23 protein-coding genes are annotated in these 23,217 nt (G+C 70.5%); 11 read left to right on the forward strand and 12 right to left on the reverse strand.

The features are described from left to right. The first annotated feature begins 76 nt into the window (after positions 1 to 76). Positions 77 to 1,138, forward strand: a complete 1,062-nt coding sequence (locus tag M2157_RS26110) for a hypothetical protein (RefSeq protein WP_280858428.1) — start codon at positions 77 to 79, stop codon at positions 1,136 to 1,138. Between the two features lie 52 nt (positions 1,139 to 1,190). Next, positions 1,191 to 1,835 (forward strand): haloacid dehalogenase-like hydrolase, encoded by a 645-nt coding sequence (locus tag M2157_RS26115; protein WP_280858427.1) that lies wholly within the window; start codon positions 1,191 to 1,193, stop codon positions 1,833 to 1,835. Here the strand turns inward: M2157_RS26115 and M2157_RS26120 are convergent. Next, positions 1,802 to 2,062, reverse strand: a complete 261-nt coding sequence (locus M2157_RS26120; protein ID WP_266517622.1) for a hypothetical protein — start codon at positions 2,060 to 2,062, stop codon at positions 1,802 to 1,804. The genes M2157_RS26115 and M2157_RS26120 overlap by 34 nt on opposite strands. Positions 2,063 to 2,225: 163 nt before the next feature. Here M2157_RS26120 and M2157_RS26125 point away from each other — a divergent pair, with 163 nt between their 5' ends. Together M2157_RS26125 and M2157_RS26130 are read left to right on the forward strand one after the other, a co-directional pair. Then, positions 2,226 to 2,609 carry a cold-shock protein gene (locus M2157_RS26125; RefSeq protein ID WP_007382863.1) on the forward strand — a complete coding sequence of 128 codons (384 nt, stop codon included), beginning with the start codon at positions 2,226 to 2,228 and terminating at the stop codon, positions 2,607 to 2,609. Continuing rightward, the gene (locus M2157_RS26130; RefSeq protein WP_280858426.1) at positions 2,609 to 3,133 is read left to right on the forward strand and encodes a hypothetical protein; all 525 of its coding nucleotides are present in this window, start codon (positions 2,609 to 2,611) and stop codon (positions 3,131 to 3,133) included. Before M2157_RS26125 ends, M2157_RS26130 begins: the two co-directional genes overlap by 1 nt. On the opposite strand, the gene M2157_RS26135 is transcribed toward M2157_RS26130, so the two are convergent. From M2157_RS26135 to M2157_RS26155, 5 genes are all read right to left on the reverse strand, one after another. After that, the gene (locus M2157_RS26135) at positions 3,035 to 4,273 is read right to left on the reverse strand and encodes a transposase (protein WP_280858424.1); all 1,239 of its coding nucleotides are present in this window, start codon (positions 4,271 to 4,273) and stop codon (positions 3,035 to 3,037) included. The genes M2157_RS26130 and M2157_RS26135 overlap by 99 nt on opposite strands. 327 nt (positions 4,274 to 4,600) lie before the next feature. Beyond that, positions 4,601 to 5,455: a 1,4-dihydroxy-6-naphthoate synthase gene (locus M2157_RS26140; RefSeq protein ID WP_280858423.1), complete on the reverse strand. Its 855-nt coding sequence runs from the start codon at positions 5,453 to 5,455 to the stop codon at positions 4,601 to 4,603. Then, positions 5,445 to 6,110, reverse strand: coding sequence for a futalosine hydrolase (locus tag M2157_RS26145; protein ID WP_280858421.1), 666 nt, complete (start codon positions 6,108 to 6,110; stop codon positions 5,445 to 5,447). The genes M2157_RS26140 and M2157_RS26145 overlap by 11 nt, the downstream gene beginning before the upstream one ends. Positions 6,111 to 6,129: 19 nt before the next feature. Further along, complete coding sequence (locus tag M2157_RS26150; RefSeq protein WP_280858420.1) at positions 6,130 to 6,633, reverse strand: hypothetical protein; 504 nt, start codon at positions 6,631 to 6,633, stop codon at positions 6,130 to 6,132. A 71-nt stretch (positions 6,634 to 6,704) separates the two neighbouring features. Next, positions 6,705 to 8,114 (reverse strand): MFS transporter, encoded by a 1,410-nt coding sequence (locus M2157_RS26155; protein ID WP_280858419.1) that lies wholly within the window; start codon positions 8,112 to 8,114, stop codon positions 6,705 to 6,707. A 314-nt stretch (positions 8,115 to 8,428) separates the two neighbouring features. On the opposite strand from M2157_RS26155, the gene M2157_RS26160 reads away from it, so the two are divergent. Further along, on the forward strand, positions 8,429 to 9,355 hold the full coding sequence (locus M2157_RS26160) for a DUF3027 domain-containing protein (protein ID WP_280866345.1): 927 nt from the start codon (positions 8,429 to 8,431) through the stop codon (positions 9,353 to 9,355). A 12-nt stretch (positions 9,356 to 9,367) separates the two neighbouring features. On the opposite strand, the gene M2157_RS26165 is transcribed toward M2157_RS26160, so the two are convergent. Next, complete coding sequence (locus tag M2157_RS26165) at positions 9,368 to 10,309, reverse strand: CU044_5270 family protein (protein WP_280866346.1); 942 nt, start codon at positions 10,307 to 10,309, stop codon at positions 9,368 to 9,370. Beyond that, the gene (locus tag M2157_RS26170; RefSeq protein WP_280858417.1) at positions 10,302 to 10,919 is read right to left on the reverse strand and encodes an RNA polymerase sigma factor; all 618 of its coding nucleotides are present in this window, start codon (positions 10,917 to 10,919) and stop codon (positions 10,302 to 10,304) included. The genes M2157_RS26165 and M2157_RS26170 overlap by 8 nt, the downstream gene beginning before the upstream one ends. A gap of 171 nt (positions 10,920 to 11,090) precedes the next feature. Here M2157_RS26170 and M2157_RS26175 point away from each other — a divergent pair, with 171 nt between their 5' ends. Further along, entirely contained in the window at positions 11,091 to 14,231 is a 3,141-nt protein-coding gene (locus tag M2157_RS26175) for a molecular chaperone Hsp90 (protein WP_280866347.1), read from the forward strand. A gap of 238 nt (positions 14,232 to 14,469) precedes the next feature. Here the strand turns inward: M2157_RS26175 and M2157_RS26180 are convergent, their stop codons facing one another. After that, positions 14,470 to 14,715, reverse strand: a complete 246-nt coding sequence (locus M2157_RS26180; RefSeq protein ID WP_280858414.1) for a hypothetical protein — start codon at positions 14,713 to 14,715, stop codon at positions 14,470 to 14,472. 91 nt (positions 14,716 to 14,806) lie between these two features. On the opposite strand from M2157_RS26180, the gene M2157_RS26185 reads away from it, so the two are divergent. After that, entirely contained in the window at positions 14,807 to 15,661 is an 855-nt protein-coding gene (locus M2157_RS26185; protein WP_280858413.1) for a calcium-binding protein, read from the forward strand. A 133-nt stretch (positions 15,662 to 15,794) separates the two neighbouring features. Next, positions 15,795 to 16,595 (forward strand): hypothetical protein, encoded by an 801-nt coding sequence (locus M2157_RS26190; RefSeq protein ID WP_280866348.1) that lies wholly within the window; start codon positions 15,795 to 15,797, stop codon positions 16,593 to 16,595. Between the two features lie 137 nt (positions 16,596 to 16,732). Here M2157_RS26190 and M2157_RS26195 read toward each other — a convergent pair whose 3' ends face one another. Both M2157_RS26195 and M2157_RS26200 read right to left on the reverse strand, forming a co-directional pair. Next, positions 16,733 to 19,129 carry a cation-translocating P-type ATPase gene (locus tag M2157_RS26195; protein WP_280858411.1) on the reverse strand — a complete coding sequence of 799 codons (2,397 nt, stop codon included), beginning with the start codon at positions 19,127 to 19,129 and terminating at the stop codon, positions 16,733 to 16,735. A gap of 112 nt (positions 19,130 to 19,241) precedes the next feature. After that, the gene (locus M2157_RS26200) at positions 19,242 to 19,526 is read right to left on the reverse strand and encodes a DUF2530 domain-containing protein (RefSeq protein ID WP_280866349.1); all 285 of its coding nucleotides are present in this window, start codon (positions 19,524 to 19,526) and stop codon (positions 19,242 to 19,244) included. A gap of 118 nt (positions 19,527 to 19,644) precedes the next feature. Between M2157_RS26200 and M2157_RS26205 the strand changes: the two genes are divergently transcribed. Further along, positions 19,645 to 21,039, forward strand: a complete 1,395-nt coding sequence (locus M2157_RS26205; RefSeq protein WP_280866350.1) for an NCS2 family permease — start codon at positions 19,645 to 19,647, stop codon at positions 21,037 to 21,039. Positions 21,040 to 21,076: 37 nt separating this feature from the next. Here the strand turns inward: M2157_RS26205 and M2157_RS26210 are convergent, their stop codons facing one another. Then, positions 21,077 to 21,265, reverse strand: a complete 189-nt coding sequence (locus M2157_RS26210) for a ribbon-helix-helix protein, CopG family (protein WP_266517675.1) — start codon at positions 21,263 to 21,265, stop codon at positions 21,077 to 21,079. Between the two features lie 145 nt (positions 21,266 to 21,410). On the opposite strand from M2157_RS26210, the gene M2157_RS26215 reads away from it, so the two are divergent. Next, entirely contained in the window at positions 21,411 to 21,848 is a 438-nt protein-coding gene (locus M2157_RS26215; RefSeq protein WP_266563229.1) for a MarR family transcriptional regulator, read from the forward strand. 25 nt (positions 21,849 to 21,873) lie between these two features. Continuing rightward, positions 21,874 to 23,214, forward strand: a complete 1,341-nt coding sequence (locus M2157_RS26220; RefSeq protein WP_348541805.1) for an MFS transporter — start codon at positions 21,874 to 21,876, stop codon at positions 23,212 to 23,214. Positions 23,215 to 23,217 lie beyond the last annotated feature (3 nt).

Below are 23,217 nucleotides of genomic sequence, written 5' to 3' on the forward strand. Positions count from 1 at the left end.
GGGTGCGCGCCCCCGGGGGCGGTGCGCTAGTTTCGTCCCACGGGGGAGCCAACGCACCAACCCCGGAGGGGACTTCGTGGGTATCGAGAGCGACCAGGTCGTCTACGAGTATCTGAGCCGCGTCGGAGACGTCGCGCAGCAGCGGCAGTTGCCGTCGTCCACCCGCATGAGACTCGTCTCCGAGTTGCGCAACGAGATCGACCGGCGGCGCGCCAAGGTCACCGTGGACTCGCCCGCCGCCGTCCGCCGGATCATCGCCAGACTGGGCAGCCCCGACGAGGTGGTCACCGCCGCCGGAGGCACGGCGGGCAGTGCCCCGCAGACACCGGTCGTCTCCATGCCCGTACAGCGGGACCGGGAGCCGGAGGAGACCGAGCGGCCCAAGGGACTGCGCAAGGTCGTCCCCCGGCCGCGCCCCGGGACCCCGCCGCAGCCCGCCCCGGCCGCCGACCGCGACACGTCCCACGGCCCGCATCTGGCCGGCCTGGACGAGCTCGGCGACAGTGCGGCGCAGCCCGACTGGTGGCGGGTGGACAGCAGTCCCTTCGGCGTCGGCGACAGCGTGCCGGGCTTCGTGGGCGGAGTGGAGATCCCGGAGCTGCTGAAGCCCCCGCCGCCCAAGGAGGAGAAGAAACCCGAGCCCCCGCCGGCCGTGGAGCAGGTGGCGCAGGCGCCGGTGGTGAGGACCCGTACGGCCTGGTGGAGGCCGAAGACGGTCACCAAGGCCGCCGAACCGGTCGTCGAGGCCGCCCCGGCCCGCCGGCGCCCCTTCTTCCGGGCCGCGGGCTCCGGAGGAGGAGGCGGCTGGAGCAACCCCCTCCTCCTGCTCGCCGCCGCCGCGCTCGTCGCCGGTGCCGTGCTCGGCAACCTGCTCGTCCTGGTCGTCGGCTGGCTCATCGCCTGGGCCTCGCGCCGGCTGACCGACACCGAGACCAAATGGGCCGTGGTGTTCCTGCCCGGGCTCTCGCTCACCGCGGGGCTCGTCTGGCTGTGGGGGCGCAACGAGGGCCGCTGGGGCGAGCCCATCGCCCAGGGCCACATGAACGACGCGATCTCCGAGACCTGGCCATGGGTGGTGCGGGGCGCGGCCGTGGCGTCGGCGCTGTTCCTGGTGTGGCGTTCGCAGCGGCAGCGGTAGGCCGCGGAAATCCGGTGTCTGCGCGCCCCGCCGCCCGGGCACAATGGCCCATATGGCCTCTACGAGCATCACCGCCCCGACCGTCGGCTTCGACCTCGACATGACGCTCGTCGACTCCCGCCCCGGCATCCACGCCTGCTGGGTGGAGCTGTCGGAGCGGACGGGGACGTACGTCGACGCCGACCTGGTGGTCACGCGGCTCGGGCCGCCGCTGGAGGAGGAGATGGCGCACTGGTTCCCGGCGGACCGCATACCGGCCATGTCGGGCCTCTACCGCGAGCTCTACCCGTCGTACGCCATCACCGGGACCCTGGCGTTGCCCGGCGCCCGCGAGGCCATCGGCGCCGTACAGGCGGCCGGAGGGCGGGCGATCGTCGTGACGGCCAAGTGGGAGCCCAACGCCAAGCTGCACATGGAGCACCTGGGCATGGAGCCGGACGCGGTGATCGGCAACCTGTGGGCCGAGCAGAAGGGCGAGGCGCTGCGCGAGCACGGCGCGAGCGTGTACGTCGGCGACCACACCGGCGATGTGCGCGGGGCGCGGATCGCCGAGGCGCTCTCGGTCGCGGTGCCCACGGGACCGTGCACCGCCGAGGAACTGAGCGAGGCCGGAGCCGATGTCGTCCTCGGAGATCTCACCGAGTTCCCGGGGTGGTTTTCGGACTACCGTGCGGGCTGCCTTCCGGCCCGCGCCTGACGCCTTCCCGCGGCGACCGATTGCAGAACGCCCGCGCCGGCCACCACGAACCCGACGGCCATGAGCATGCTCAATCCGAACATGTACGTCGGAAAAGGCGTCGTTCCGAGCAGGAACGGGGCCACGGTGACCAGAGTGGCCACCGCACCGATGAAGAAGACGATGGCTCCGGCACGGATCAGTCGGTCACCGGGAGCGGCGGAATTCGTTTGGGTTTTGTCACGCACCGGACCAGGGTAGTTCCCTGCGCGAAGGAACAACCGGGCGACGTCTTGTCACCGGCCTGAAGACCATTAGCCTTGGTACCGGCGGGTCCCGACGACCCGCCCCAGTGCTATCAAGAGCCATTTCAGAAGCAGTTTTCCGACGAGTACGAGGACGAGGACAGACGTGCCTACCGGCAAGGTCAAGTGGTTCAACAGTGAGAAGGGCTTCGGCTTTCTCTCCCGCGACGACGGCGGTGACGTCTTCGTCCATTCCTCCGTCCTCCCTGCCGGAGTCGAGACGCTCAAGCCCGGTCAGCGGGTGGAGTTCGGAGTGGTCGCCGGGCAGCGCGGTGACCAGGCCCTTTCGGTGGCCATCCTCGACCCGACCCCCTCGGTCGCGGCGGCGACGCGCAAGAAGCCGGACGAACTGGCCTCCATCGTCCAGGATCTGACGACCCTTCTGGAGAACATCACGCCGATGCTGGAGCGCGGCCGCTACCCCGACAAGGCAGCGGGCGGGAAGATCGCCGGTCTCCTGCGAGCGGTGGCCGACCAACTCGACGTCTAGTGAGCGAGATACGGACCGAGGCGCCGTCCCCGCAGCTGCTGGAGCACATCCGGCGGCAGCGGCGGCACACCCTGGAACTGCTCACGGTGTGTGCCGTGGGCCTGGTCCCGTGGACGATCCTGCTGGCGTTCACGCTGCCCAGCGGCTACACGGTCCGCCAGTGGCGTACCACCTGGGTCGGCTTCGACGTCCTGCTCCTGGTGGCGATGGCCGCCACGGCCCTGCTCGGCTGGCGCCGCCACCGGGGGGTCGTGGTGGCGGCCGTGTCGACGGGTGCCCTGCTGGTCTGCGACGCGTGGTTCGACGTGTCGCTGGCCCTGGGCACCCCGGATGTCTGGTGGTCGGCGGCATTGGCGGTGTGCGTGGAACTGCCGCTCGCCGGCTTCCTGATCCACCGAGTCCTGGGAATGGTCAACTGCCCAGCGCTAAAGCGCCGGGCTTGCACAACGGGCATCACTGGCGGTGATGCTGCGTTTGCGTCCAGTCCCGCCCCGAAGTGTCCGGGGCGGGGCAGGGGCCGCTGACTGGGCCCCGCGTCGCCACAACTCCCACGCTCTGGCGCGGATGTTGCGGGAGCTGTTGCGGTCTGCGTGATCAACGAATCCGCAGGACCGGCACGCGAACCAGGCCTGGGAGACGCGGTTCGCCTGGTCGATGTGGCCGCATTCGGCGCAGGTGCGGGAGGTGTACGCCGGATCGACGTACATCACCGGCACCCCCGCCCGGCGGGCCTTGTACGCGATGAACTGCCCCAGCTGGGCAAACGACCAGCTGGAGTGGGTGGCCCGTTGGGGCTTGCGAAGCCGTACCCGCTCGCGGATGCCCGTGAGGTCTTCCAGGGCGATCCCGCGACCGGTGCGTTCCGCCTCGGCCACCACATGTTTCGCGATCTTGTGGTTGATGTCCTTGGCCCTCCGGGCCTCCTTGCGCCGCCGCTTCTTCAGTCGGCGCTTGGCGGACGGAGTGTTCTTCTTCTGCAGCTTGGCGCGCAGGCCGCGCTCGCGGGCACGGATCCGGTTGAGTTCGCGTCCGGCCAGGATCTCGCCGTCGGAGGTGGTGGCGATGTTCACGATGCCCAGGTCGATGCCGAGAAAGTCCACCGGCTCGGTGTTCAAGGGTGCTTCGGGCACCTCGCAGGTGGCGTTCAGGAACCACATGCCGTCCCGCTCCAGCAGGTCGGACTCGCCCTTGCGGTACAGGGCCAGGGTGGCCAGCTGCTCCGCAGAGGCGGTGAACGCCACACTCTTGACCCGCCCGCCGGTGGTCCAGATCGACACCGTGCGGCCGGGGATCTGCCAGGACAGCATGCGGTCGTCGTAGGGCTGCGCGCCCTGCGGGCGGAAGACGACCGGCTTCTCGGCCGCCCGGCGGTAGCGCCTGGAGCCGGGCCTGCCGAGGTTTCCGGCCTTCAGGTTCGCCTTCAGCGTGGTGTACGCGTCACACGTCTTCTTGATGACGTGCTGGGCTGCCTGGGCGCCCAGGCCCCAGCGGGACTTGACGGTGTCGTAGGTGTGTCGGCGCAGGGTGAAGTTCTTGAACTCCCCGCGCGCGAAGGCCACCTCGCTCACCCAGGTGGCGGACTCGTTGCAGGCGTGCAGAGTTGCCTCCAGGGCCGCCGCCTGCTCGGGCGTCGGCAGCAGCCTGACCTGCACCACCAGCTTCACAAGCACCGAACGTACACACCCGCACGACAGCCCACGGCACGTTCGAAGTCGATCACCTGAACGAGTGAACCGCTTGTCGTGTGCCAGCGCTGTGAGCGGACGAGAGACTCGGCCGCCCCTCGCCGGCCGAGCAGACGCGATGGCCCTGCGGCGCTCCGCGCCTCCTGGCCCAGGATGCGATTCCTTGAGAATTGAAGTGGTCCGGGAGGACCGGGTATGGCTGATGCGATTCTGCTGTTGATGGCTCGGGAGGATTGGCGGCCTGGTCCTCCGGGGCGCTCCGACTGCTGATTGAGAGCTGCGGCCATCGCCGGTTAAGGAAACTGTTCAGCGGAGTGTGAACGACAACGCGTCGGGCCCCAGAGCGGGCACAAGGCCTTCCGCCGCCGCCCGGGTCAGCAGTCCCCGAATCGCCGCGTATCCGTCCTCCCCGAGGTCCGCGGTGAACTCGTTGACGTACAAACCAATGTGCTGATCGGCGACAGCGGGATCCATCTCCTGCGCATGTTCCATGACATAAGGCCGGGAAATCTCGGGCTCGTCCCAAGCGGCCCGCACGGACGTACGGATGGACTCGGCGAGCGACTTCAGCCGCTCGGCACCGAGAGCGCGCTTGGCGATGATCGCCCCCAACGGAATCGGCAACCCCGTCGTCGACTCCCAGTGCTCGCCCATGTCCGCGAGCTTGTGCAGCCCGTAGTTCTGATACGTGAAGCGCGCCTCGTGAATGACGAGCCCCGCGTCCACGCGACCGTCCCGCACGGCCGGCATGATCTCGTGGAACGGGAGCACGACGATCTCCCCGACCCCGCCATCGAGGACGTCCGCCGCCCACAGCCGGAACAGCAGATACGCCGTCGACCGCTCGGACGGCACGGCGACGGTACGGCCGGTGAGGTCCACGCCGGGCTCCCGCGTCAGCACCAGCGGCCCGCATCCCCGCCCCAGCGCACCCCCGCACGGCAGCAGCACGTACTCGTCGAGGACGTACGGCAGCACGGCGTACGACACCTTCAGCACATCGAACTCACCGCGCTCCGCCATCCCGTTGGTGATGTCGATGTCGGCGAAGGTCACGTCCAGCGAAGGCGCCCCCGGCACCCGGCCATGGGCCAGCGCGTCGAAGACGAACGTGTCGTTCGGGCAGGGGGAGTACGCGATCTGCAGCGGCTCAGTCGTCATGGTGTTTCCAACCCTCCAGTACAGGCGCCAGCTTCCCGAACCCCTCCGTCAGGGCCGCGAGCGCGTCGCCGATCCGCCAGGCGGCCCGGTCGCGCGGACCGACCGGGTTGGAGACGGCACGGATCTCCAGCACGGGCACCCCGTGCGCCCCCGCCGCCTCGGCGACCCCGAAGCCCTCCATGGCTTCGGCGAGGGCGGTGGGGTGGCGTTCTCGCAGGGCGGTCGCGCGGGCGGCCGTACCGGTCACCGTGGAGACGGTGAGCACGGCTCCGGCCCGGCCTCCGGTCGCGGCCACGGCGGACCGTACGAGTGTTTCGGGCGGACGGTGGGTGACGACCCCGAACCCCAGCTCGGTCACCGGCACGAACCCCTCGGCGGTCTCGGCCCCGAGGTCGGCCGCGGTGATCTCGTCGGCGACGACGAGCGACCCGAGCGGCGCGTGCGGCAGAAACCCGCCGGCGATCCCGGCGGAGACGACGAGGCCGTAGGGAGCACCCTCCACGGCGGCCATGGTGAGCGCGATGGCGGTGGAGGCGGCGGCGAGAGCGGGCCCGACCCCCACGGCGACGACGTCGACGGCCGTCGCCGTGCCCTCGAACGCGCGGGCCACCGCGTCCCGTTCGACCGGGACGGCGGTGGCCACGAGGATGCGCATCAGCTACGGCTCCGACGGATCAGTAGTCGGAGTTCTCCAGCTTGAAGTTCCACACGCCCTTGTGTTCCTTGCTCTGGCCCGAGGTCGTCTTGTCCTGCTCGACGATGCTGATGTACAGCGTCTTCTGCGGGGCCTGGCCCTGCTGCTGGGCGAAGAGGTCGACGCCGTCGAAGGCGTAGTACGACTTCTTGTAGACGTAGGTCATCTGCTGGCCGTTGATCCACAGGGCCCAGCCGGTGTCGGCGATCTTCTCGTCGACGCCGACGCGCAGGGTCTCGCTCTGCTTGACCTTGATCGTCTTGACGTCGTCCTTCTCCAGGGCGCACTTGGCGACCTTGGCCTGGCCGAGGTCGTTGCCGTCGTCGTAGCAGGCGGCCTCGGAGCTCACCGAGGTCGAACCGACCGTGACGGTGACGCGCGGCGTCGGCTTGTCGCAGGCCGACAGGACGAGCAGTCCGGCGGAAACGAGGCCGGCGGCGGCGACTGCACGGCGGCGTCGCACATCGGATTGCAGCGTGGTCATGGCGGAAGGCTATCTGGCACGTCCTACGGTCCCCTTATGCGGGGTACGGCGTGCCGTGCGTCGGAGCCGGGTTAGGCCACTCGCGCCTTGGGCGCGCTGCCCTGCCGGGCCGAGCTGAGCAGCCCCTTCGCGGTGGCCAGCCAGCCCGCGGCGACGACCGCGGCGGCCACGGACAGGCCCAGGTAGCCGTTGAGCGGCATCACGATGCCGACCGCGCCGCCGAACACCCAGGACACCTGGAGCAGCGTCTCGGAGCGGGCGAACGCCGAGGTGCGGACCAGTTCGGGCACGTCCCGCTGGATCAGCGCGTCCAGGGACAGCTTGGACAGGGCCTGGGAGAATCCGGCGACCGCCGCCAGACACGCCACCAGGAACGCCCCGAAGAAGATCGCCGCCGTGATCGCCGCGCCCAGCACGAACGCCACCACCGTCACGATGATGATCTCCGGCGCTCTCGAGCGCAGCCAGGCCCCGACCGCCGTACCGAGCGCGTTGCCCACGCCCGCCGACACGGCCACCAGGCCCAGGGAGACCGCCGCGCTCTCGCCGGTCAGCGGATGCTCGCGCAGCAGGAAGGCGAGGAAGAAGGTGAGGAAGCCGGAGAGCCAGCGCAGGGCGGCGTTCGCGCCGAGGGCGTGGGTGACGGCGGTGCCGACCGTGCGCAGCCCCGGCCGCTTGAGGGGCTTGAGGTGCGGTCCGTGCAGATGTTCCTCGTCGGCGGCGAGCAGCGCCACGTCCTCGCCCTTGGCCGAGTCGACCTTCGGCGGCAGGGAGAAGGACAGGAACGTACCGGCGATGAAGATCACGAAGGCGCCGTACAGCGGCCAGCGCGGTCCGACGGCCTGGAGCCCGGCGCCGATGGGGGCCGCGACACCGGTGGCCAGGAGGCCGCCGAGGGTGACTCGGGAGTTGGCCTTGACCAGGGAGAAGCGGGGCGGGAGCAGCCGGGGCACGACCGCGCTTCTGACGACGCCGTACGCCTTGGAGGCCACCAGCACGCCCAGAGCCGCCGGATACAGCTCCAGGCTGCCCGTGGCGACCGCCCCGGAGATGATGAGCGCGAGCATCGCCCGGGCGAGCATCGCGCCCGCCATGGCGGCGCGGCGGCCGTGCGGGAGGCGGTCCAGGAGCGGGCCGATCACGGGCGCGAGGACCGTGAAGGGCGCCATGGTGATGGCGAGGTAGAGCGCGACGCGCCCACGGGCCTCGTCGGTCGGCACGGAAAAGAACACGGTCGAGGCGAGCGCGACGGTGATCATCACGTCACCCGCGCCGTTGACGGCGTGCAGTTCGATCAGCTTGCCGAGGCCGGACTCGCCCGCCCCGTGCGCGTGGGTCGCCTTGCGGATACCCCGGGCCGTACCGGTGAACGGGAAGTGCAGGGCACGCCCGACGGCACGGACGGGCCCTGTCATCTGGGTAATCCGGCCCGTGCCGCCACCGATCCCGGTGGCTCCCTGGGGTGTCCTCGCGGCTGCCACCCCGTCATAGTGCCCCGAGAAAGCTGTGAGTAGTGCGGTTACCGCGCGTATGAACGCATATGAAGCGCCACCGGAGGCAACGGATCATCACGTCGGTGTAGGCCGAGCGGCGGCGAACAGGTAGCGTGCGTAGCGCGCCGTGGCGAACGTTCTCGGCCGCGCGCCTCTCTGACATCCCGCAGAATGGATAGGAGCAGGTGCGCCCGAGCGCGATCGGGCGCGGACGTCGACGCGGTCCTCCGGTCCGCTCCGTCCGCATCCGCCGCCTTCAGGCCGGCGCACCCGAGTGACGGCGTAGGAGAGAAGCGATACCTGTGAGCGCAGCGACAACGCGAAGCCGCACCCCCGACCGCTTGTGCGCCGAGGCCGTCGACCTCGCCCGCGCCGCCGCCGAGGAGGCCGCCGCCCCCGGGGTGGTGGGCGAGCACTCGGGCCTGGTCTCCGAGGGAGATCGTGTCGTCACGCACTTCTTCGAGTGCAAGGAGCTCGGATACCGGGGCTGGCGCTGGGCCGTCACGGTGGCACGCGCCTCCCGCGCGAAGCTCGTGACGCTGGACGAGGTCGTGCTGCTCCCCGGCCCCGACGCGCTGCTGGCACCGGAGTGGGTGCCGTGGAGCGAACGCCTGCGCCCCGGCGACATGGGCCCCGGCGATCTGCTCCCCACCGACGCCGAGGACCTCCGGCTGGAGCCCGGCTACACCGGCGAGGACGAGCCGCTGCCGAGCGCGCCGGTCTCCGAGGAGATGGCCGAGCTGGTCGAGGCGGAGGACGCGGAGCTCACGGCGGGCACCCCCTCGAACCTCCCGGTGGCCCCGACCCGCGGCTCGATCGCCGCGGTCGCCGAGGAACTGGGCATGCGCCGCGCCCGGGTCCTGTCCCGCTACGGCCTCCATGTCGCCGCCGACCGCTGGGAGGACTCCTTCGGCGCGAAGACGCCGATGGCCCAGGCGGCCCCGGCGCCCTGCGTCAGCTGCGGCTTCCTGGTCCCGCTGGGTGGATCCCTGGGCCAGGCCTTCGGACTGTGCGCCAACGAGTTCGCCCCGGCGGACGGCCGAGTGGTCTCCCTGTCCTACGGCTGCGGCGGCCACTCGGAAGCGGCGGTCATGCCCAAGCCCCCGCAGCCCGCCCCGCCGGTGATCGACGAGACCCGGGTGGACCCGTTCCCGCTGCGCCCGGCACCGGACTCGGGGTCGGTGCCGGTGCTGGCGGACGAGGACACGGCGGAGCTGGGTCACTCGTAGGACGGGCCCCGCTCAGGGGCGCTGCAGCACCCGGTCCACCACCCCTTGGGCGGTCACGTGCTGATACTGGTCGTACGACTTCCCCCCGGCCGTGACCCGCTCACGCAGCCCGAGGTACTGGTACGACGTCGCGTCGAAGAGCAGCACCCGTCGCCCGGACGCCCACGGGCCACCGGCCGGGCCCCCCACGTACCGGACACCGACGGCCGCGCGCCCGTCGACGTCCGTCCGGCCCGGCAGCACCTGGACGCCGGGGACGGCGGCGAGCGCCTCGAAGGCCGCGGAACGCAGCCCCTTGGGCAGGACGGGAGCGCGGAGCAGGCCGGAGAGGAAGATCTGGACCATCGGCCACTCGTCGGCCCTGGTCGGCCGGCCGAAGTCGGGCTTCGTGCCCGACTCGCGCAGGGTGATCGTCAGCCTGCCCGGATCGAGGGGCAGCCGCTCCAGCTTCGACCACTCGGCCGGCGGCCAGGAGTACTGGCCCTTCTGGGCCGGCGGCACCCACTGGGTGTGGCCCAGCTCGCTGACGTAGGACTTCTTGGAACCGTCGACCGAACTCCAGCTCTCGTCGACGTACGTCTTCCCCGGGCCGCCCGAGACCGGCGTCCGCTCGATGACCTCCTTGGTGTAGATGAACTGGTCGTCGCGCGGGGCGAGCGGCTTCTCCAGCCGGAGTGCCTCGGCCGCCGCCCCCCGCAGCACGGTGTTCGCGCTCACCGTCTGCGTGCTGGGTGCGCCCTCCCCGGTGTTCCGGGCGACCACCACGGTCGCGGTGACCGCGGCCGCTGCCGCGCAGGCCACGGAGATCCGCAGCAGCTGACGACGGCCCACGGCGGCGGGGGCGGCGGGAGCCTGCATCGCCTGGTGGAGGCGGAAGCGGGCGCGGGCGCGGGCGGTGTCCGTGAGAGGGGGCGCGTCCGCGTCCCACTCCCTCAGAAGCTCGATCTCATTCATCGTCGGATTCCTCTCGGAGAGCGGTCGGATCGGATCCGCCCAATGCCTCACGAACCTTTCTGCGAGCCCGGTGCAGCCGCGACCGGACCGTCCCCACCGGCACGCCGAGGGCGCGCGCGACCTCCTCGTAGCCGAGGTCGGCCCAGGCGACCAGCAGCAGCACGTCCCGGTGCCGGGCGGGTAACCGGGCGAGGGCACCGGCGAGTTCGCCGCGTACCGCCTGGGCGCTGACCCGTGCCGCCACCCGGTCCGCGACCGTCTCCTCGGCCGTGCCACCGGGGGCGGCCGCGGGCAGCCGACCGAGTGTCTTCAGCCGCCGGGCCTCGGCGCGCCGGTGGCGGCCGATGAGGTTGGTCGCGATGCCGAACAGCCAGGGGCGGGCGTCGGCCGCCTCCGTGCGGTACCGGAAGCGCTGCTGGAACGCGGTGGTGAAGGTCTCCGCCATCACGTCCTCGGCCGCTTCCGCACCCAGTCGGCGCGCCGCGTAGCGGTGCACCGAGTCGGCGTGGCGGTCGAAGAGCGCGGCGAACTCCTCGGGCTCCTCCCAGGACCGTTCGATCACCGAGGCGTCGCTGTCCTGCCCCACCCTGACGCCTGGTTCGACGGTCATCGGGGCTCCTTTCGTCGCTGTGGCGCTGTGAAGGCCGGGCTTTCACCCGTACTTCGCCGCTCGCGGCGATCCGGTTCCCATGGAGACAAGGTGTGAGGGCCACCGGGGCGGAGTTGCCGTACCCCCTCCTCGCGGTACCTTCATCGTCACGCCGACGAGGAGAGTGTGAACGTGAGCAAGTTCGTGCGGCCCGCCGCCGAGGGTGCCGACCCGTTCGGGACCGCCCGGCTCAGGCGAGGGGTGCTGGACGCCTGGGCCACCAGCCCCGCCCGGTTCCGGGAGGACGCCAACGCCGAGGAGGACCTCGTCCTCGGCGGGTACCGGGACCGACTCGTCGTCGAACTCGCGCAGAACGCCGCCGACGCGGCGGCCAGGGCGGGGGTGCCGGGACGGCTCCGGCTCACCCTCCGCGAGGGCGTTCTCTTCGCCGCCAACACCGGCGCCGCGCTGGACGCGGCCGGTGTCGAGTCGCTCTCCACCCTGCGTGCCTCCGCCAAGCGCGACAACCAGGACGGCTCGATCGGCCGCTTCGGCGTCGGCTTCGCCGCCGTGCTCGCCGTCACCGACGAGCCCGCAGTCGTCGGCCGGCACGGCGGGGTCCGCTGGTCCCTCGCCGAGGCCCGCGAGCACGCCGCCGACACGGCACGGCACAGCCCCGGACTCGGCGACGAGATCCGCCGCCGCGACGGCCATGTCCCGCTGCTGCGACTCCCGTTCGCCGCCGAGGGCACCGCGCCCGACCCCTACGACACCGTCGTCATCCTCCCGCTGCGCGACACCGCCGCCGCCGACCTCGCCGAGCGCCTCCTGAACGCCGTCGACGACGCTCTCCTCCTCGCCCTCCCCGGGCTCGAGGAGGTCGTGATCGAGACGGACACGAGCCGCACGATCAGCCGCCGCACCGAGGGCGACCTCATCGTCGTGGAGGACTCCCGAGACGGTACGACCCGGTGGCGTACGGCGTCCGCGCACGGGCCGCTCACCCCCGAACTGCTCGCCGGCCGGCCCGTCGAGGAGCGGCTGCGGCCGCACTGGTCGCTCACCTGGGCCGTGCCCGCCGACCCCGACGGCACCCCGGCCCACCCCCGCACCAGCCCCGTCGTGCACGCCCCGACGCCCAGCGACGAGCCGCTCGGCGTCCCCGCCCTGCTCATCGCGTCCTTCCCGCTGGACACCACCCGCCGGCACGCGGCACCCGGACCGCTCACCGACTTCCTCGTGCAGCGCGCGGCGGACGTGTACGCCGAACTCCTCGCCGGCTGGCGGCCGGTGAGCGAAGGGATCATCGGGCTGGTGCCCGGCCCGTTGGGGAAGGGTGAGCTGGACGGGGCACTGCGGCAGGCGATCCTCGACCGCCTCCCGCGAACTGCGTTTCTCCCACCCGCCCTCCCAGCGTTTCCCCCACCCGCCCCTGAGCCCGGTGATGACTCGGAGCTGCCGGAGGTCCTGCGCCCCCGTGAGGCCGAGGTCGTCGAGGGCGCCGGCGCCGACACCGTGCGAGTGCTCGCCGAAGTCCTGCCTACCCTGCTGCCCGCCGGTCTCGAACGGCGTGTGGAACTGCGGACGCTGGGCGTCGCCCGCATCCCGCTGACCGACGCCGTCGACCGGCTCGCGGGGCTCGAGAAGGAGCCGGAGTGGTGGCAGCGGCTCTACGACAGCCTCGCGGGCGTCGACCCCGACCGGCTCTCCGGCCTTCCCGTGCCGCTCGCCGACGGGCGGACGACCATCGGGCCCCGGCAGGTGCTCCTGCCCACCTCCGACGCGTCCCTGATCGACCCCGAGATCCTCGCCCGGCTCGGCCTCAAGGTCGCCCACCCGGCCGCCGCCCACCCGCTCCTCGAGAAGCTCGGCGCGCTGCCCGCGACGTCACGCGCGGTGCTCACCACGCCCCAGGTACGGGCCGCCGTGGCCGCCTCCCTGGACGACGACGGCGGGATGAGCTGGGAGGAGGACACCCCGGACGCCGAGGAGTTGGCCGACACCGTCCTCGCGCTCGTCCGGGACGCGGGACTCGAGCCCGGCGACGAGCCGTGGCTGGGCGCGCTCGCCCTGCCGGACGAGGAGGGTGAACTGGTGCCCGCCGGCGAACTCGTCCTGCCCGGCAGCCCGTTCGCCCAGGTCATGCGTGAGGACGAACTCGCCTACGTGGACGCCGAACTGGCCGGGAAGTGGGGCGAACAGCCCCTCGCGGCCTGCGGAGTGCTCGCCAACTTCGCCCTGGTCCGGGCCACGGACGTGGTGCTGGACCCGGACGAACTGGAGCCCCGCGAGGGCGACTTCGCGGAACCCGACGACGCCGGTCTCCTCGACGCCGTGGACGTGTGGTGCGAGGACATCCTCGACCGCTTCCCGGACACGCCGGTACCGCCGGTCGCCACCGAACTGGTCGCCGTACGCGACCTCGACCTGGTCGACGAGGACAAGTGGGCCGAGGCGCTCGCCCTGCTGGCCCGGCCGCCGCTCCGGGACGCGATCACCCAGCAGGTCCGCATCCTCCTGCCGGACGGCACACATGAGGTCGTACGGCCGTACACGGCCTGGTGGCTGCGCGGGAACCCGGTGCTCGACGGCCGCCGCCCCGCCGGTCTGCTGGCGGCCGGGGGAGACCCCCTCCTCCGCAGCCTGTACGACGAGGCGGACGCGACCGGGTTCGACGACGAGCAGGTGCTGCGGGCGCTGGGCGTGCGGACGTCGGTGGCCGCGCTGCTGGAGGAGCCGGGCGGAGCGGCGGAGCTGCTGGACCGCCTCGCCGACCCCGGCCGAGCGGTGACCGGCGCCCAACTGCACGCCCTCTACAGTGCGTTGGCCGACCTGGACCCCGAACAGGTCACCCTGCCCGACGAGCTGCGGGCGGTGACCGACGGCCGGGTCGAGGTCGTGGACGCGGCCGACGCGGTGGTCGTCGACTCACCGGACCTGCTCCCCTTCACACAGGGCGTCCCCCTGCTGCCGGTCCGCCCGTCCCGGTCCGCCGAGCTGGCCGAACTCTTCCAGGTCCGGCGCCTGAGCGAGTCCGTCACCGGTTCCGTCGACTCCGAGGGCACCGAGCACGACGTACCGGAGCCGGTACGGCTGCTGCTGGGCGCGCGGACCCCGTCGACCTACGTCGAGCACGAGGAACTCGTCGTCGACGGCGTGGAGATCGACTGGCGCCTGACGAACGACGGCGTCCTGCACGCTTCCACCCTGGAGGGCGTGGCCGCGGGCCTGGCCTGGGCGGCGGGCCAGTGGCCACGGCGCTTCGAGGTGGCGGCACTCCTGGAGGACCCGACCCGCACGGAGGAACTGGCCAGGGACCGCTGGTTCGACTGAGCGTCCCAGCGAGAGCTGGGGTCCAGGAAGTAGTCGTACGTCTCCAGGTCGAGCGTGATTCCGGTCAACTGCCGGACACGCTCGGCATGCTCCTGCGTCAGGGGCACATCGCCGACGAGCTCGGCCGGCGGAATGCCCACGAGGTCCGCGAGGACATCTACGCCGACCGAGGTGACATCGACGGACGAGTCAAGGAACTCGTCATCCTTCGGGAAACGGGAGATGGCGAGTCGGCCGTTCACAGGGAAGGGTCCTCCTCCGGTTCCAGGAAGTACTCGTACTTCTCGAGGTCGAGCGCGAGGCCGGTCAGCTGTCGGACTCGGTCGGCGTGCTGCTGCGTCAGCGGATACACGTCGGCCAGCTGCTCCGGCGCCATCCCGAGGAGCTCTCCCCAGGCTTCCGCGCCGACCGCGGTGACGTCGGTGGTCGAGTCCGGACAGTCGTCATCCTTCGGATAACGGACGAGGGTGTAGACGATGCTCACACAAAACTCTTACCAGTCGCGCAACCTTTCGCCCCACTGGTTTATCTGATCAGTGGGTCACACAGACTCACTCATCTCACGTGGGGAACACATGCGTATTCGTGCCACCGTGGCCGCCGTCTCCGGCGCCCTGGCCCTTTCCGCCCTCGCCGTTCCGGCCTCGCAGGCCGCCGATGGAGGCGTCGACAAGACCACCGCCGCCGAGCGCTTCGGCGTTTCCCGGTCGGCGATGAGCACGGCCGCCGCCGCGGAAGAGCTGCCGGTCGTCTCCAAGGTGACGATCAACGGTGCCAAGGACGTCGTCGTCGGTACGACGGCCGCCAAGAAGTTCACCGTCTCCCTGACGGCCAGCCACTCCGCCGGCATCCAGGACGCCTACATCGACCTGTGGCACGGCAAGGACCTGGACAACGTCGACGGCTGGCTGCCGCCGAACGAGGAGGCCGCCAGCTGCACCGCGGTCAACGCCACCACCTCGAACTGCAAGCTCACCATCACGGCTGTTCCGGGCAGCGACCTGTACATGAACTCGCTGGCAGGTACCTGGCACGTCACGGCCGGTGTCCTCGCCAACGACGAGGCCGGCAGCATCTACTGGAACGACTTCTACGGCACCCACCGGGTGCAGCGCCTCTCCAAGCTCACCGTCAACGCGTCCCCCGAGCCGGTGAAGAAGGGCAAGACCATCACCGTCACCGGCAAGCTGACGCGGGCCAACTGGGAGACCCGGGCGTACGCCGGTTACTCGACCCAGCCGGTGAAGCTGCAGTTCCGTAAGAAGGACTCCGACACCTACACCACCGTGAAGACCGTCAAGACCAACACCAAGGGTGACCTGAAGACCACGGTCAAGGCCACGGTCGACGGCTTCTTCCGCTGGAGCTTCGCGGGCACCTCCACCACCCCGGCGGTCAACGCCGCGGGTGACTTCATCGACGTCAAGTAAGTCGGCCTGAAGTAAAGCGTTGCGCATGTGCGGTCAAAATCACGCCTCACGCGTACAACCTGCCCCGTGAGTCACGGATCTACGGAGGGAGTCATCAGACTCCGAGATCCTTCTCTCCTCATGGGGAACGCACATGCGCATACGCGCCCTCGTCCTCGTCGCCTCCGGCGCCGTGGCACTCTCCGCCCTCGCCGTGCCGGCCGCCCAGGCCGCCACGGCCGGGCCCGCCGTCACCTTCTCCAGCCTGAAGGTCAACAGCGGCAAGAACATCGTGGTCGGCTCGACGACGATGGTCACGGTCTCGGCGACCTACACCGTGACCAAGCCCGCGACCCTGAGCGCGAGTTCCTTCCAGACCGGCCCCGTCCTCTACCGCGGCGCCACCCTCGGCGAGAACTCCGACGACCTGCTCGGCGGTGACGCCCCCGGCACCTGCACGGCGTCCTCCTCGACGGTGCTGAAGTGCACGGCGAAGATCCAGTTCCGTCCGAAGGGCTCCGACGAGGACGGCGACCTCATCAACAGTGAGGCGGGCACCTGGAAGCTGGGCGCTCTCGCGGTCAACGCCGACGACGGCATCACCTGGCAGGGCGGTCTCGGCTCCACCCACCTCCAGCGCAGGTCCACCCTCACCGTCAACGCCTCCCCCGAGCCGGTGACGAAGGGGAAGACGATCACCGTCACGGGCAAGCTCGCCCGCGCCAACTGGGACACCAACACGTACGCGGGCTACTCGACCCAGCCGGTGAAGCTCCAGTACCGCAAGGCGGGCAGCAGCACCTACACGACCCTCAAGACCATCAACACGACGTCCACGGGCACGCTGAAGACGACGACCACGGCGACGGCTGACGGCTACTACCGTTACAGCTTCGCGGGCACGACGACGACGCCGGCCGTGAGCGCGGCGGGCGATTACGTCGACGTCCAGTAGAACGTGCCCCATAGGGGCGCGAGGCCGTATCTGATGTGCGGCTCCGCTCTGACGTGCGGCTCCGCCGCGCGGGCGCGACCAGCCGCGACGGCGCCGCACACGACACACAGCGAACCCGTCCCGGCTGAAGCCCAGCGCTAAGCGGAAACGCGGCGGTCCACCCATCTCCACAAAAGTTCCAGGGTGGCCGCCGCCACCACCGAGATGCCGACCGCGATCCACGGCATCGTCACCCCCACCAGCTTCAGCGCGAAGAAGTCCTGGAGCCAGGGCACCACCAGGACCAGGACGAACCCGAGGCCCATCGCCGCGACCAGCGCGAGGCGCCACCAGGTGTACGGGCGGGCGATGATCGCCAGCACCCACATCGAGATCAAGAACAGGGTCAGGGTCGCCGCGCTCGTCTCCGCGTCCAACGCGCCGCTGCCCGTGTAGTGGTGACGGGCGATCAGATACGTCACGAAGGTCGCGATCGCCGCCACCACCCCGCCCGGGACCGAGTACCGCATCACCCGCCGCACGAAGTGCGGTCGCGCGCGTTCCTTGTTGGGCGCGAGGGCCAGGAAGAAGGCCGGGACGCCGATCGTCAGCGTCGACAGCAGGGTCAGGTGCCGGGGCAGGAAGGGGTACTCGACCTGCCAGCACACCACGAAGATCGCCAGCAGCACCGAGTACACGGTCTTCACCAGAAACAGGGTCGCGACCCGGGTGATGTTGCCGATGACCCGGCGCCCCTCGGCCACGACGGACGGCAGCGTCGCGAAGCTGTTGTCGAGCAGCACGATCTGCGCGACCGCCCGCGTGGCCTCCGACCCGGAGCCCATGGCCACCCCGATGTCGGCGTCCTTCAGGGCGAGCACGTCGTTGACCCCGTCACCGGTCATCGCGACCGTGTGTCCGCGCGACTGCAGCGCCCCCACCATGTCCCGCTTCTGCTGCGGGGTGACCCGCCCGAACACCGTGCCCTCGTCGAGCTCCTTCGCCATCCCGTCCTGGTCGGCGGACAGCCGGCGTGCGTCGACCACGCTGCCGTTCAGCCCGAGCTTGGCCGCCACCGCCCCGACGGAGACCGCGTTGTCGCCGGAGATGACCTTGGCGCGGACGTCCTGGTCGGCGAAGTACCGCAAGGTGTCGGCGGCGTCGGGCCGCAGCCGCTGTTCGAGTACGACGAGGGCGGTCGGCCGCGCTCCCCGGGCGACCTCGGGATCGTCGAGGTCGCGGGAGGCCCGGGCCAGCAGCAGCACGCGCAGTCCCTGCTCGTTGAGCCGCCCGGTATCGGCGAGGGCGGGGTCGCCGGGCGGCAGGAGCACGTCCGGTGCCCCCAGCAGCCACGTACTGGACTCGCCGTCGCCCTCGCTGAAGGAGGCCCCGCTGTACTTGCGGGCGGAGGAGAAGGGGAGCGACTCGGTGCAGCGCCACTCCTCGACGTCCGGGTAGGCGTCGATGATCGCCTGGAGGGAGGCGTTCGGCCGCGGATCCGACTCACCGAGGGCGCCCAGGACCTTTCGTACGTACGACTCGTCGGCGCCCTGCAGCGGCCTGAGCTCGGTGATGTCCATGCCGCCCTCGGTGAGGGTGCCGGTCTTGTCGAGGCAGACCGTGTCGACGCGGGCGAGGCCCTCGATGGCCGGGAGCTCCTGCACGAGGGCCTGTTTCCGGCCAAGCCGGATGACGCCGATGGCGAAGGCGACCGAGGTCAGCAGGACCAGCCCCTCCGGGACCATCGGCACGATCCCGCCGACCGTCCGGGCGACGGAGTCCTTGAGGTCGTTGTCCTTCACGAACAGCTGGCTGATCACCAGGCCGATCGCGGTCGGGACCATCATCCACGTCACGTACTTGAGGATCGTGGAGATGCCCGAGCGCAGTTCGGAGTGGACCAGGGTGAACCGGGAGGCCTCCTCGGCGAGCTGGGCGGCGTAGGCCTCGCGGCCGACCTTGGTCGCCTCGAAGGCGCCGCCGCCGGCCACCACGAAGCTCCCGGACATCACCTGGTCGCCGGGCCGCTTCACCACCGGGTCGGCCTCACCGGTCAGCAGTGACTCGTCGATCTCCAGGCCGTCGGCCTCGACGACCACCCCGTCGACCACGGCCTTGTCACCGGGCCCGATCTCGATCAGGTCGTCGAGGACGATCTCCGAGGTGCTCACCTGGGACGCGGTCCCGTCCCGCCGTACGGTCGGCCGGGCCTCGCCGATCACCGCGAGTGAGTCGAGGGTCTTCTTCGCCCGCCACTCCTGGATGATGCCGATCCCGGTGTTGGCGAGGATGACGTACCCGAACAGGCTGTCCTGGAACGGTGCGACGAACAGCATGACCAGCCAGAGCACACCGATGATCGCGTTGAACCGGGTGAAGACGTTCGCCCGGACGATCTCCCCCATGCTCCGGCTGCTGCGCACCGGCACGTCGTTGACCTGTCCGCGCGTCACCCGCTCGGCGACCTCGGCCGCGGTGAGTCCGCCCGTCGCCGGTGCCCGGAGCCTCGTGGGGTGCACAGGGTCGAGTTCGGCGCCCGCGTCGGTGTGCGTCATGCATTCGACGGTACGTGCGGTTTTGCGGCTTCACCCGCCGAGTGACCGGAAGTTCCGACCTGGGGAGGAGACGGGAACGGGCGAGTGATGCCGTGGTATTAGGGGACGTTCGTCACTCGGCAGCAGGGTCGGCGGCGGAATCGGTGCCGGCCGCCCTCTTGATCGCCGCGTCCCGCTTCCGCACGTACCAGGTGCCGTACAGCCCGAGCACGCCCCCGGCCAGGCAGGTCCACAGCCACCAGGTGTGGTCGTGGTCCGCGAACCAGCCGTAGAAGGGAAGCTGCACGAGGAAGAGCACGAACCAGAGGATCGTGCCACCGGTGACGGTGGCGACGACGGGCCCTTCCAGGGGCTCCGGCGCCTCGTGCTTGATGGGTCCCGAAAAAAAACCGGCCATGGGGACAGCTTACGAGGCGATCACATCTACGCGCGGAGATGGTCATGGTCGACGTTATACGTTCATACTGAAACGGTTTGTGTCTGACCTTGTCTAAATCCACTCGTAGGAACATCCAATGCCGACCGCCCTCGACCGCTACTTCAAGATCTCCGAGAGGGGCAGCAGTCTGCCCCGGGAGGTCCGGGGCGGCTTCGCCACGTTCTTCGCGATGGCCTACATCATCGTGCTGAACCCGATCATCCTCGGCAGCGCCAAGGACATGTACGGCCACCAGCTGGACAACGGCCAACTGGTCACCGCGACCGCCCTGACCGCGGCCTTCACCACGCTCCTCATGGGCGTGGTCGGCAACGTCCCGATCGCGCTGGCCGCCGGCCTCGGTGTGAACTCGGTGGTCGCGCTCCAGCTCGCGCCCCGGATGTCCTGGCCGGACGCGATGGGCATGGTGGTCCTGGCGGGCTTCATCGTGATGCTGCTGGTCGCCACCGGTCTGCGCGAGCGCGTGATGAACGCGGTGCCCTTCGGGCTGCGCAAGGCGATCTCCATCGGTATCGGCCTGTTCATCATGCTGATCGGGCTCGTGGACGCCGGCTTCGTCTCCCGCATCCCGGACGCCGCCCAGACCACGGTCCCGCTCCAGCTCGGCGCCGACGGTCACCTCGACGGCTGGCCGGTCCTGGTCTTCATCCTGGGCGCCCTGCTGACCCTCGCGCTCATCGTCCGCAAGGTCTCCGGCGCCATCCTGATCTCGATCGTCACGATGACCGTCGTGGCGGTGATCATCGAGGCGGTCGCCAAGGTCCCGTCCTGGGGTCTCACGGCTCCGAAGTGGCCCGGCAACCCGGTCGCCACCCCCGACTTCGGTCTGCTCGGCAAGGTCAGCCTCTTCGGCGGATTCGACAAGGTCGGCGTGCTGACCGGCATCCTCTTCGTCTTCACGGTCCTGCTGTCGTGCTTCTTCGACGCGATGGGCACGATCATGGGCGTCTCCGACGAGGCCAAGCTCACCGACGCCCAGGGGCAGATGCCCGGCATCAACAAGGTGCTCTTCGTGGACGGCCTCGCGGTCGCCGCGGGCGGCGCGAGCTCGTCGTCGGCGACGACGGCCTTTGTGGAGTCGACGGCGGGAGTCGGCGAGGGTGCGCGCACCGGTTTCGCCAACATCGTCACCGGCGGTCTCTTCACCCTTGCACTGTTCCTCACGCCGGTCGCGACGATGGTCCCGTCCCAGGCGGCGACCCCGGCCCTGCTGGCGGTCGGCTTCCTGATTCTGGCGGGGAACGTCAAGGACATCGACTGGGCCGACCACACCATCGCGATCCCGGCCTTCATCACCATGGTGATGATGCCGTTCACCTACTCGATCACCAACGGCATCGGCATGGGCTTCATCACCTTCGTGGTGCTGCGGCTGGCGGCCGGACGGGGCCGGGAGATTCCGGTGCCGATGTATGTCGTGGCCGCGGTGTTCGGCTTCTACTACCTGATGCCGGCGCTGGGCCTGACGTGACCCGCACGCACGTGATCCGCTCTCACGTGATCCGCTCTCACGTGACCCCGTAGAACTTCTCGGTCTCGTCGACGGCGGTCTGGAACCGCTCGTCGAAGTCGTCTCGGATGAGCGTTCGGATCACATAGTCCTGGACGCTCATCCCCCTTTTGGCCGCATGGTCGCGGAGCCGCTCGAGCAGCTCCCCGTCTATCCGCAGGCTGAGCACGCTGGTCCCCATGAGCACGAGGGTCGCCGCCCGCGCCGAGCGGCGTTCACATTCCGCTGTCGACTCACTCGTATGGGTGAAGATCGGGTTTCAGTGGCCTGAGTCACGGGAATCCCCGTGCGCGCGAGCTTGTTTAGCGAGAGTAATGAGTTACGCTAAAGAGATGCCGGACCTTACCCATGGCGACGACGTTGCCGCCGTGAACTCCCTGCGATCAGCCGTGATGCGACTGTCCCGTCGGCTCAAGCACCAGCGGGTCGACGAGTCGCTCAGCCCCACCGAGATGTCGGTGCTGGGCACCCTCTCCCTCTGCGGCAAGGCCACCCCGGGCGAGCTCGCCCGCAAGGAGCACGTCCAGCCGCCGTCGATGACCCGCATCGTGGCGCTGCTGGAGGCCAAGGGACTCGTCCGGCTGGAGCCGCACCCCGAGGACCGGCGCCAGAAGGTCGTCACGAAGACCGAGCAGGCCGAGGCCATGCTCGCGGAGAGCCGCGCCAAGCGGAACGCCTTCCTGGCCACCCTGGTCGACGGCCTCGACGAGGACGAGTGGGCGAAACTGCGCGAAGCCGCCCCCGTGCTGGAGAAACTCGCACACCTGTAAGCCACAAAGAGGAGGCGAACGCACTTTGAGTACGGGACCCGGAGCAGACTCCGCCCCCGCACCGACCACCCACGACCCCTGCAAGTCCTCGATGTTCAGCTCGTTGAAGGTCAGGAACTACCGCCTGTTCTTCGTCGGCCAGGTCGTCTCCAACATCGGCACCTGGATGCAGCGCATCGCCCAGGACTGGCTGGTGCTCAGCCTCACCGGCTCCGCCACCGCCGTCGGCGTGACGACGGCCCTGCAGTTCCTGCCGATGCTGCTCTTCGGCCTCTACGGCGGTGTCCTCGTCGACCGGCTGCCCAAGCGCCGCGCGCTGCTGTTCACGCAGTCCGCGATGGGCGCCACCGGCATCGCGCTCGCCGCCCTCACCCTGACCGGCCACGTCCAGGTCTGGCACGTCTACCTCGCCGCCTTCGTCGTGGGTCTCGCGACCGTCGTCGACAACCCGGCCCGCCAGTCCTTCGTCTCCGAGATGGTCGGCCCGGCCCAGCTGCAGAACGCGGTCAGCCTGAACTCCGCGAACTTCCAGTCGGCCCGTCTGGTCGGCCCCGCGGTCGCGGGTGTCATGATCACCGGCGTGGGCACAGGCTGGGCGTTCCTCGCCAACGGCCTGTCCTTCGTCGCCCCGCTCATCGGCCTGATGATGATGCGGGCGCGTGAGCTGTACGTCGTCGAGCGCGCCCCGCGCGCCAAGGGACAGCTGCGGGAGGGCCTGCACTACGTGGCCGGACGCCCCGAGCTGATCTGGACCATCGTCCTGGCCGGGTTCGTCTCCACCTTCGGCTTCAACTTCCCCGTCTTCCTGTCCGCCTTCGCCGACGACGTCTTCCACGCGGGCGCCGGCGCCTACAGCCTCTTCAACACACTGATGGCCGTCGGCTCCCTCGCCGGCGCCCTGCTCGCGGCCCGGCGCGGCACCGCCCGGATGCGGGTGCTGCTGGCGGGCGCGGTGGCCTTCGGCGCACTGGAGATCGTGGCCGCGATCGCTCCATCGCTGTGGCTGTTCGCCCTGCTCATGGTCCCGATCGGGATGTTCGGCATGACGGTCAACGTCACCGCCAACAGCAGCATCCAGATGAGCACCGACCCGGCCATGCGGGGCCGCGTGATGGCCCTGTACATGATGGTGTTCATGGGCGGAGCGCCGGTGGGCGCGCCGATCGCCGGCTGGATCACCGACGCGTACGGCGTCCGCGCCGGCCTCGCGTCGGGCGGCGCGATCGCCGCGGCGGCGGCCGTCACGATCGGCCTGGTCCTGGCCAGGGTCGGCAACCTGCGCCTGTCGGTGGGCTGGAACCACGGTCACCCGCACGTCCGGTTCGTGCCGCGCGAGACGCAGGAGCAACTGGCCGCGGCGGCCTGAGTG

It is taken from the genome of Streptomyces sp. SAI-127 (genome assembly GCF_029894425.1).
GTDB lineage: Bacteria > Actinomycetota > Actinomycetes > Streptomycetales > Streptomycetaceae > Streptomyces.

Coding starts and splice junctions, on each gene's coding strand:
- M2157_RS26115 (WP_280858427.1), top strand. CDS start 1,191: ATGGCCTCTACGAGCATCACCGCCCCGACCGTCGGCTTCGACCTCGAC.
- M2157_RS26140 (WP_280858423.1), bottom strand. CDS start 5,455: ATGACGACTGAGCCGCTGCAGATCGCGTACTCCCCCTGCCCGAACGAC.
- M2157_RS26145 (WP_280858421.1), bottom strand. CDS start 6,110: ATGCGCATCCTCGTGGCCACCGCCGTCCCGGTCGAACGGGACGCGGTG.
- M2157_RS26150 (WP_280858420.1), bottom strand. CDS start 6,633: ATGACCACGCTGCAATCCGATGTGCGACGCCGCCGTGCAGTCGCCGCC.
- M2157_RS26165 (WP_280866346.1), bottom strand. CDS start 10,309: ATGAATGAGATCGAGCTTCTGAGGGAGTGGGACGCGGACGCGCCCCCT.
- M2157_RS26170 (WP_280858417.1), bottom strand. CDS start 10,919: ATGACCGTCGAACCAGGCGTCAGGGTGGGGCAGGACAGCGACGCCTCG.
- M2157_RS26185 (WP_280858413.1), top strand. CDS start 14,807: ATGCGTATTCGTGCCACCGTGGCCGCCGTCTCCGGCGCCCTGGCCCTT.
- M2157_RS26190 (WP_280866348.1), top strand. CDS start 15,795: ATGCGCATACGCGCCCTCGTCCTCGTCGCCTCCGGCGCCGTGGCACTC.
- M2157_RS26195 (WP_280858411.1), bottom strand. CDS start 19,129: ATGACGCACACCGACGCGGGCGCCGAACTCGACCCTGTGCACCCCACG.
- M2157_RS26200 (WP_280866349.1), bottom strand. CDS start 19,526: ATGGCCGGTTTTTTTTCGGGACCCATCAAGCACGAGGCGCCGGAGCCC.
- M2157_RS26205 (WP_280866350.1), top strand. CDS start 19,645: ATGCCGACCGCCCTCGACCGCTACTTCAAGATCTCCGAGAGGGGCAGC.
- M2157_RS26215 (WP_266563229.1), top strand. CDS start 21,411: ATGCCGGACCTTACCCATGGCGACGACGTTGCCGCCGTGAACTCCCTG.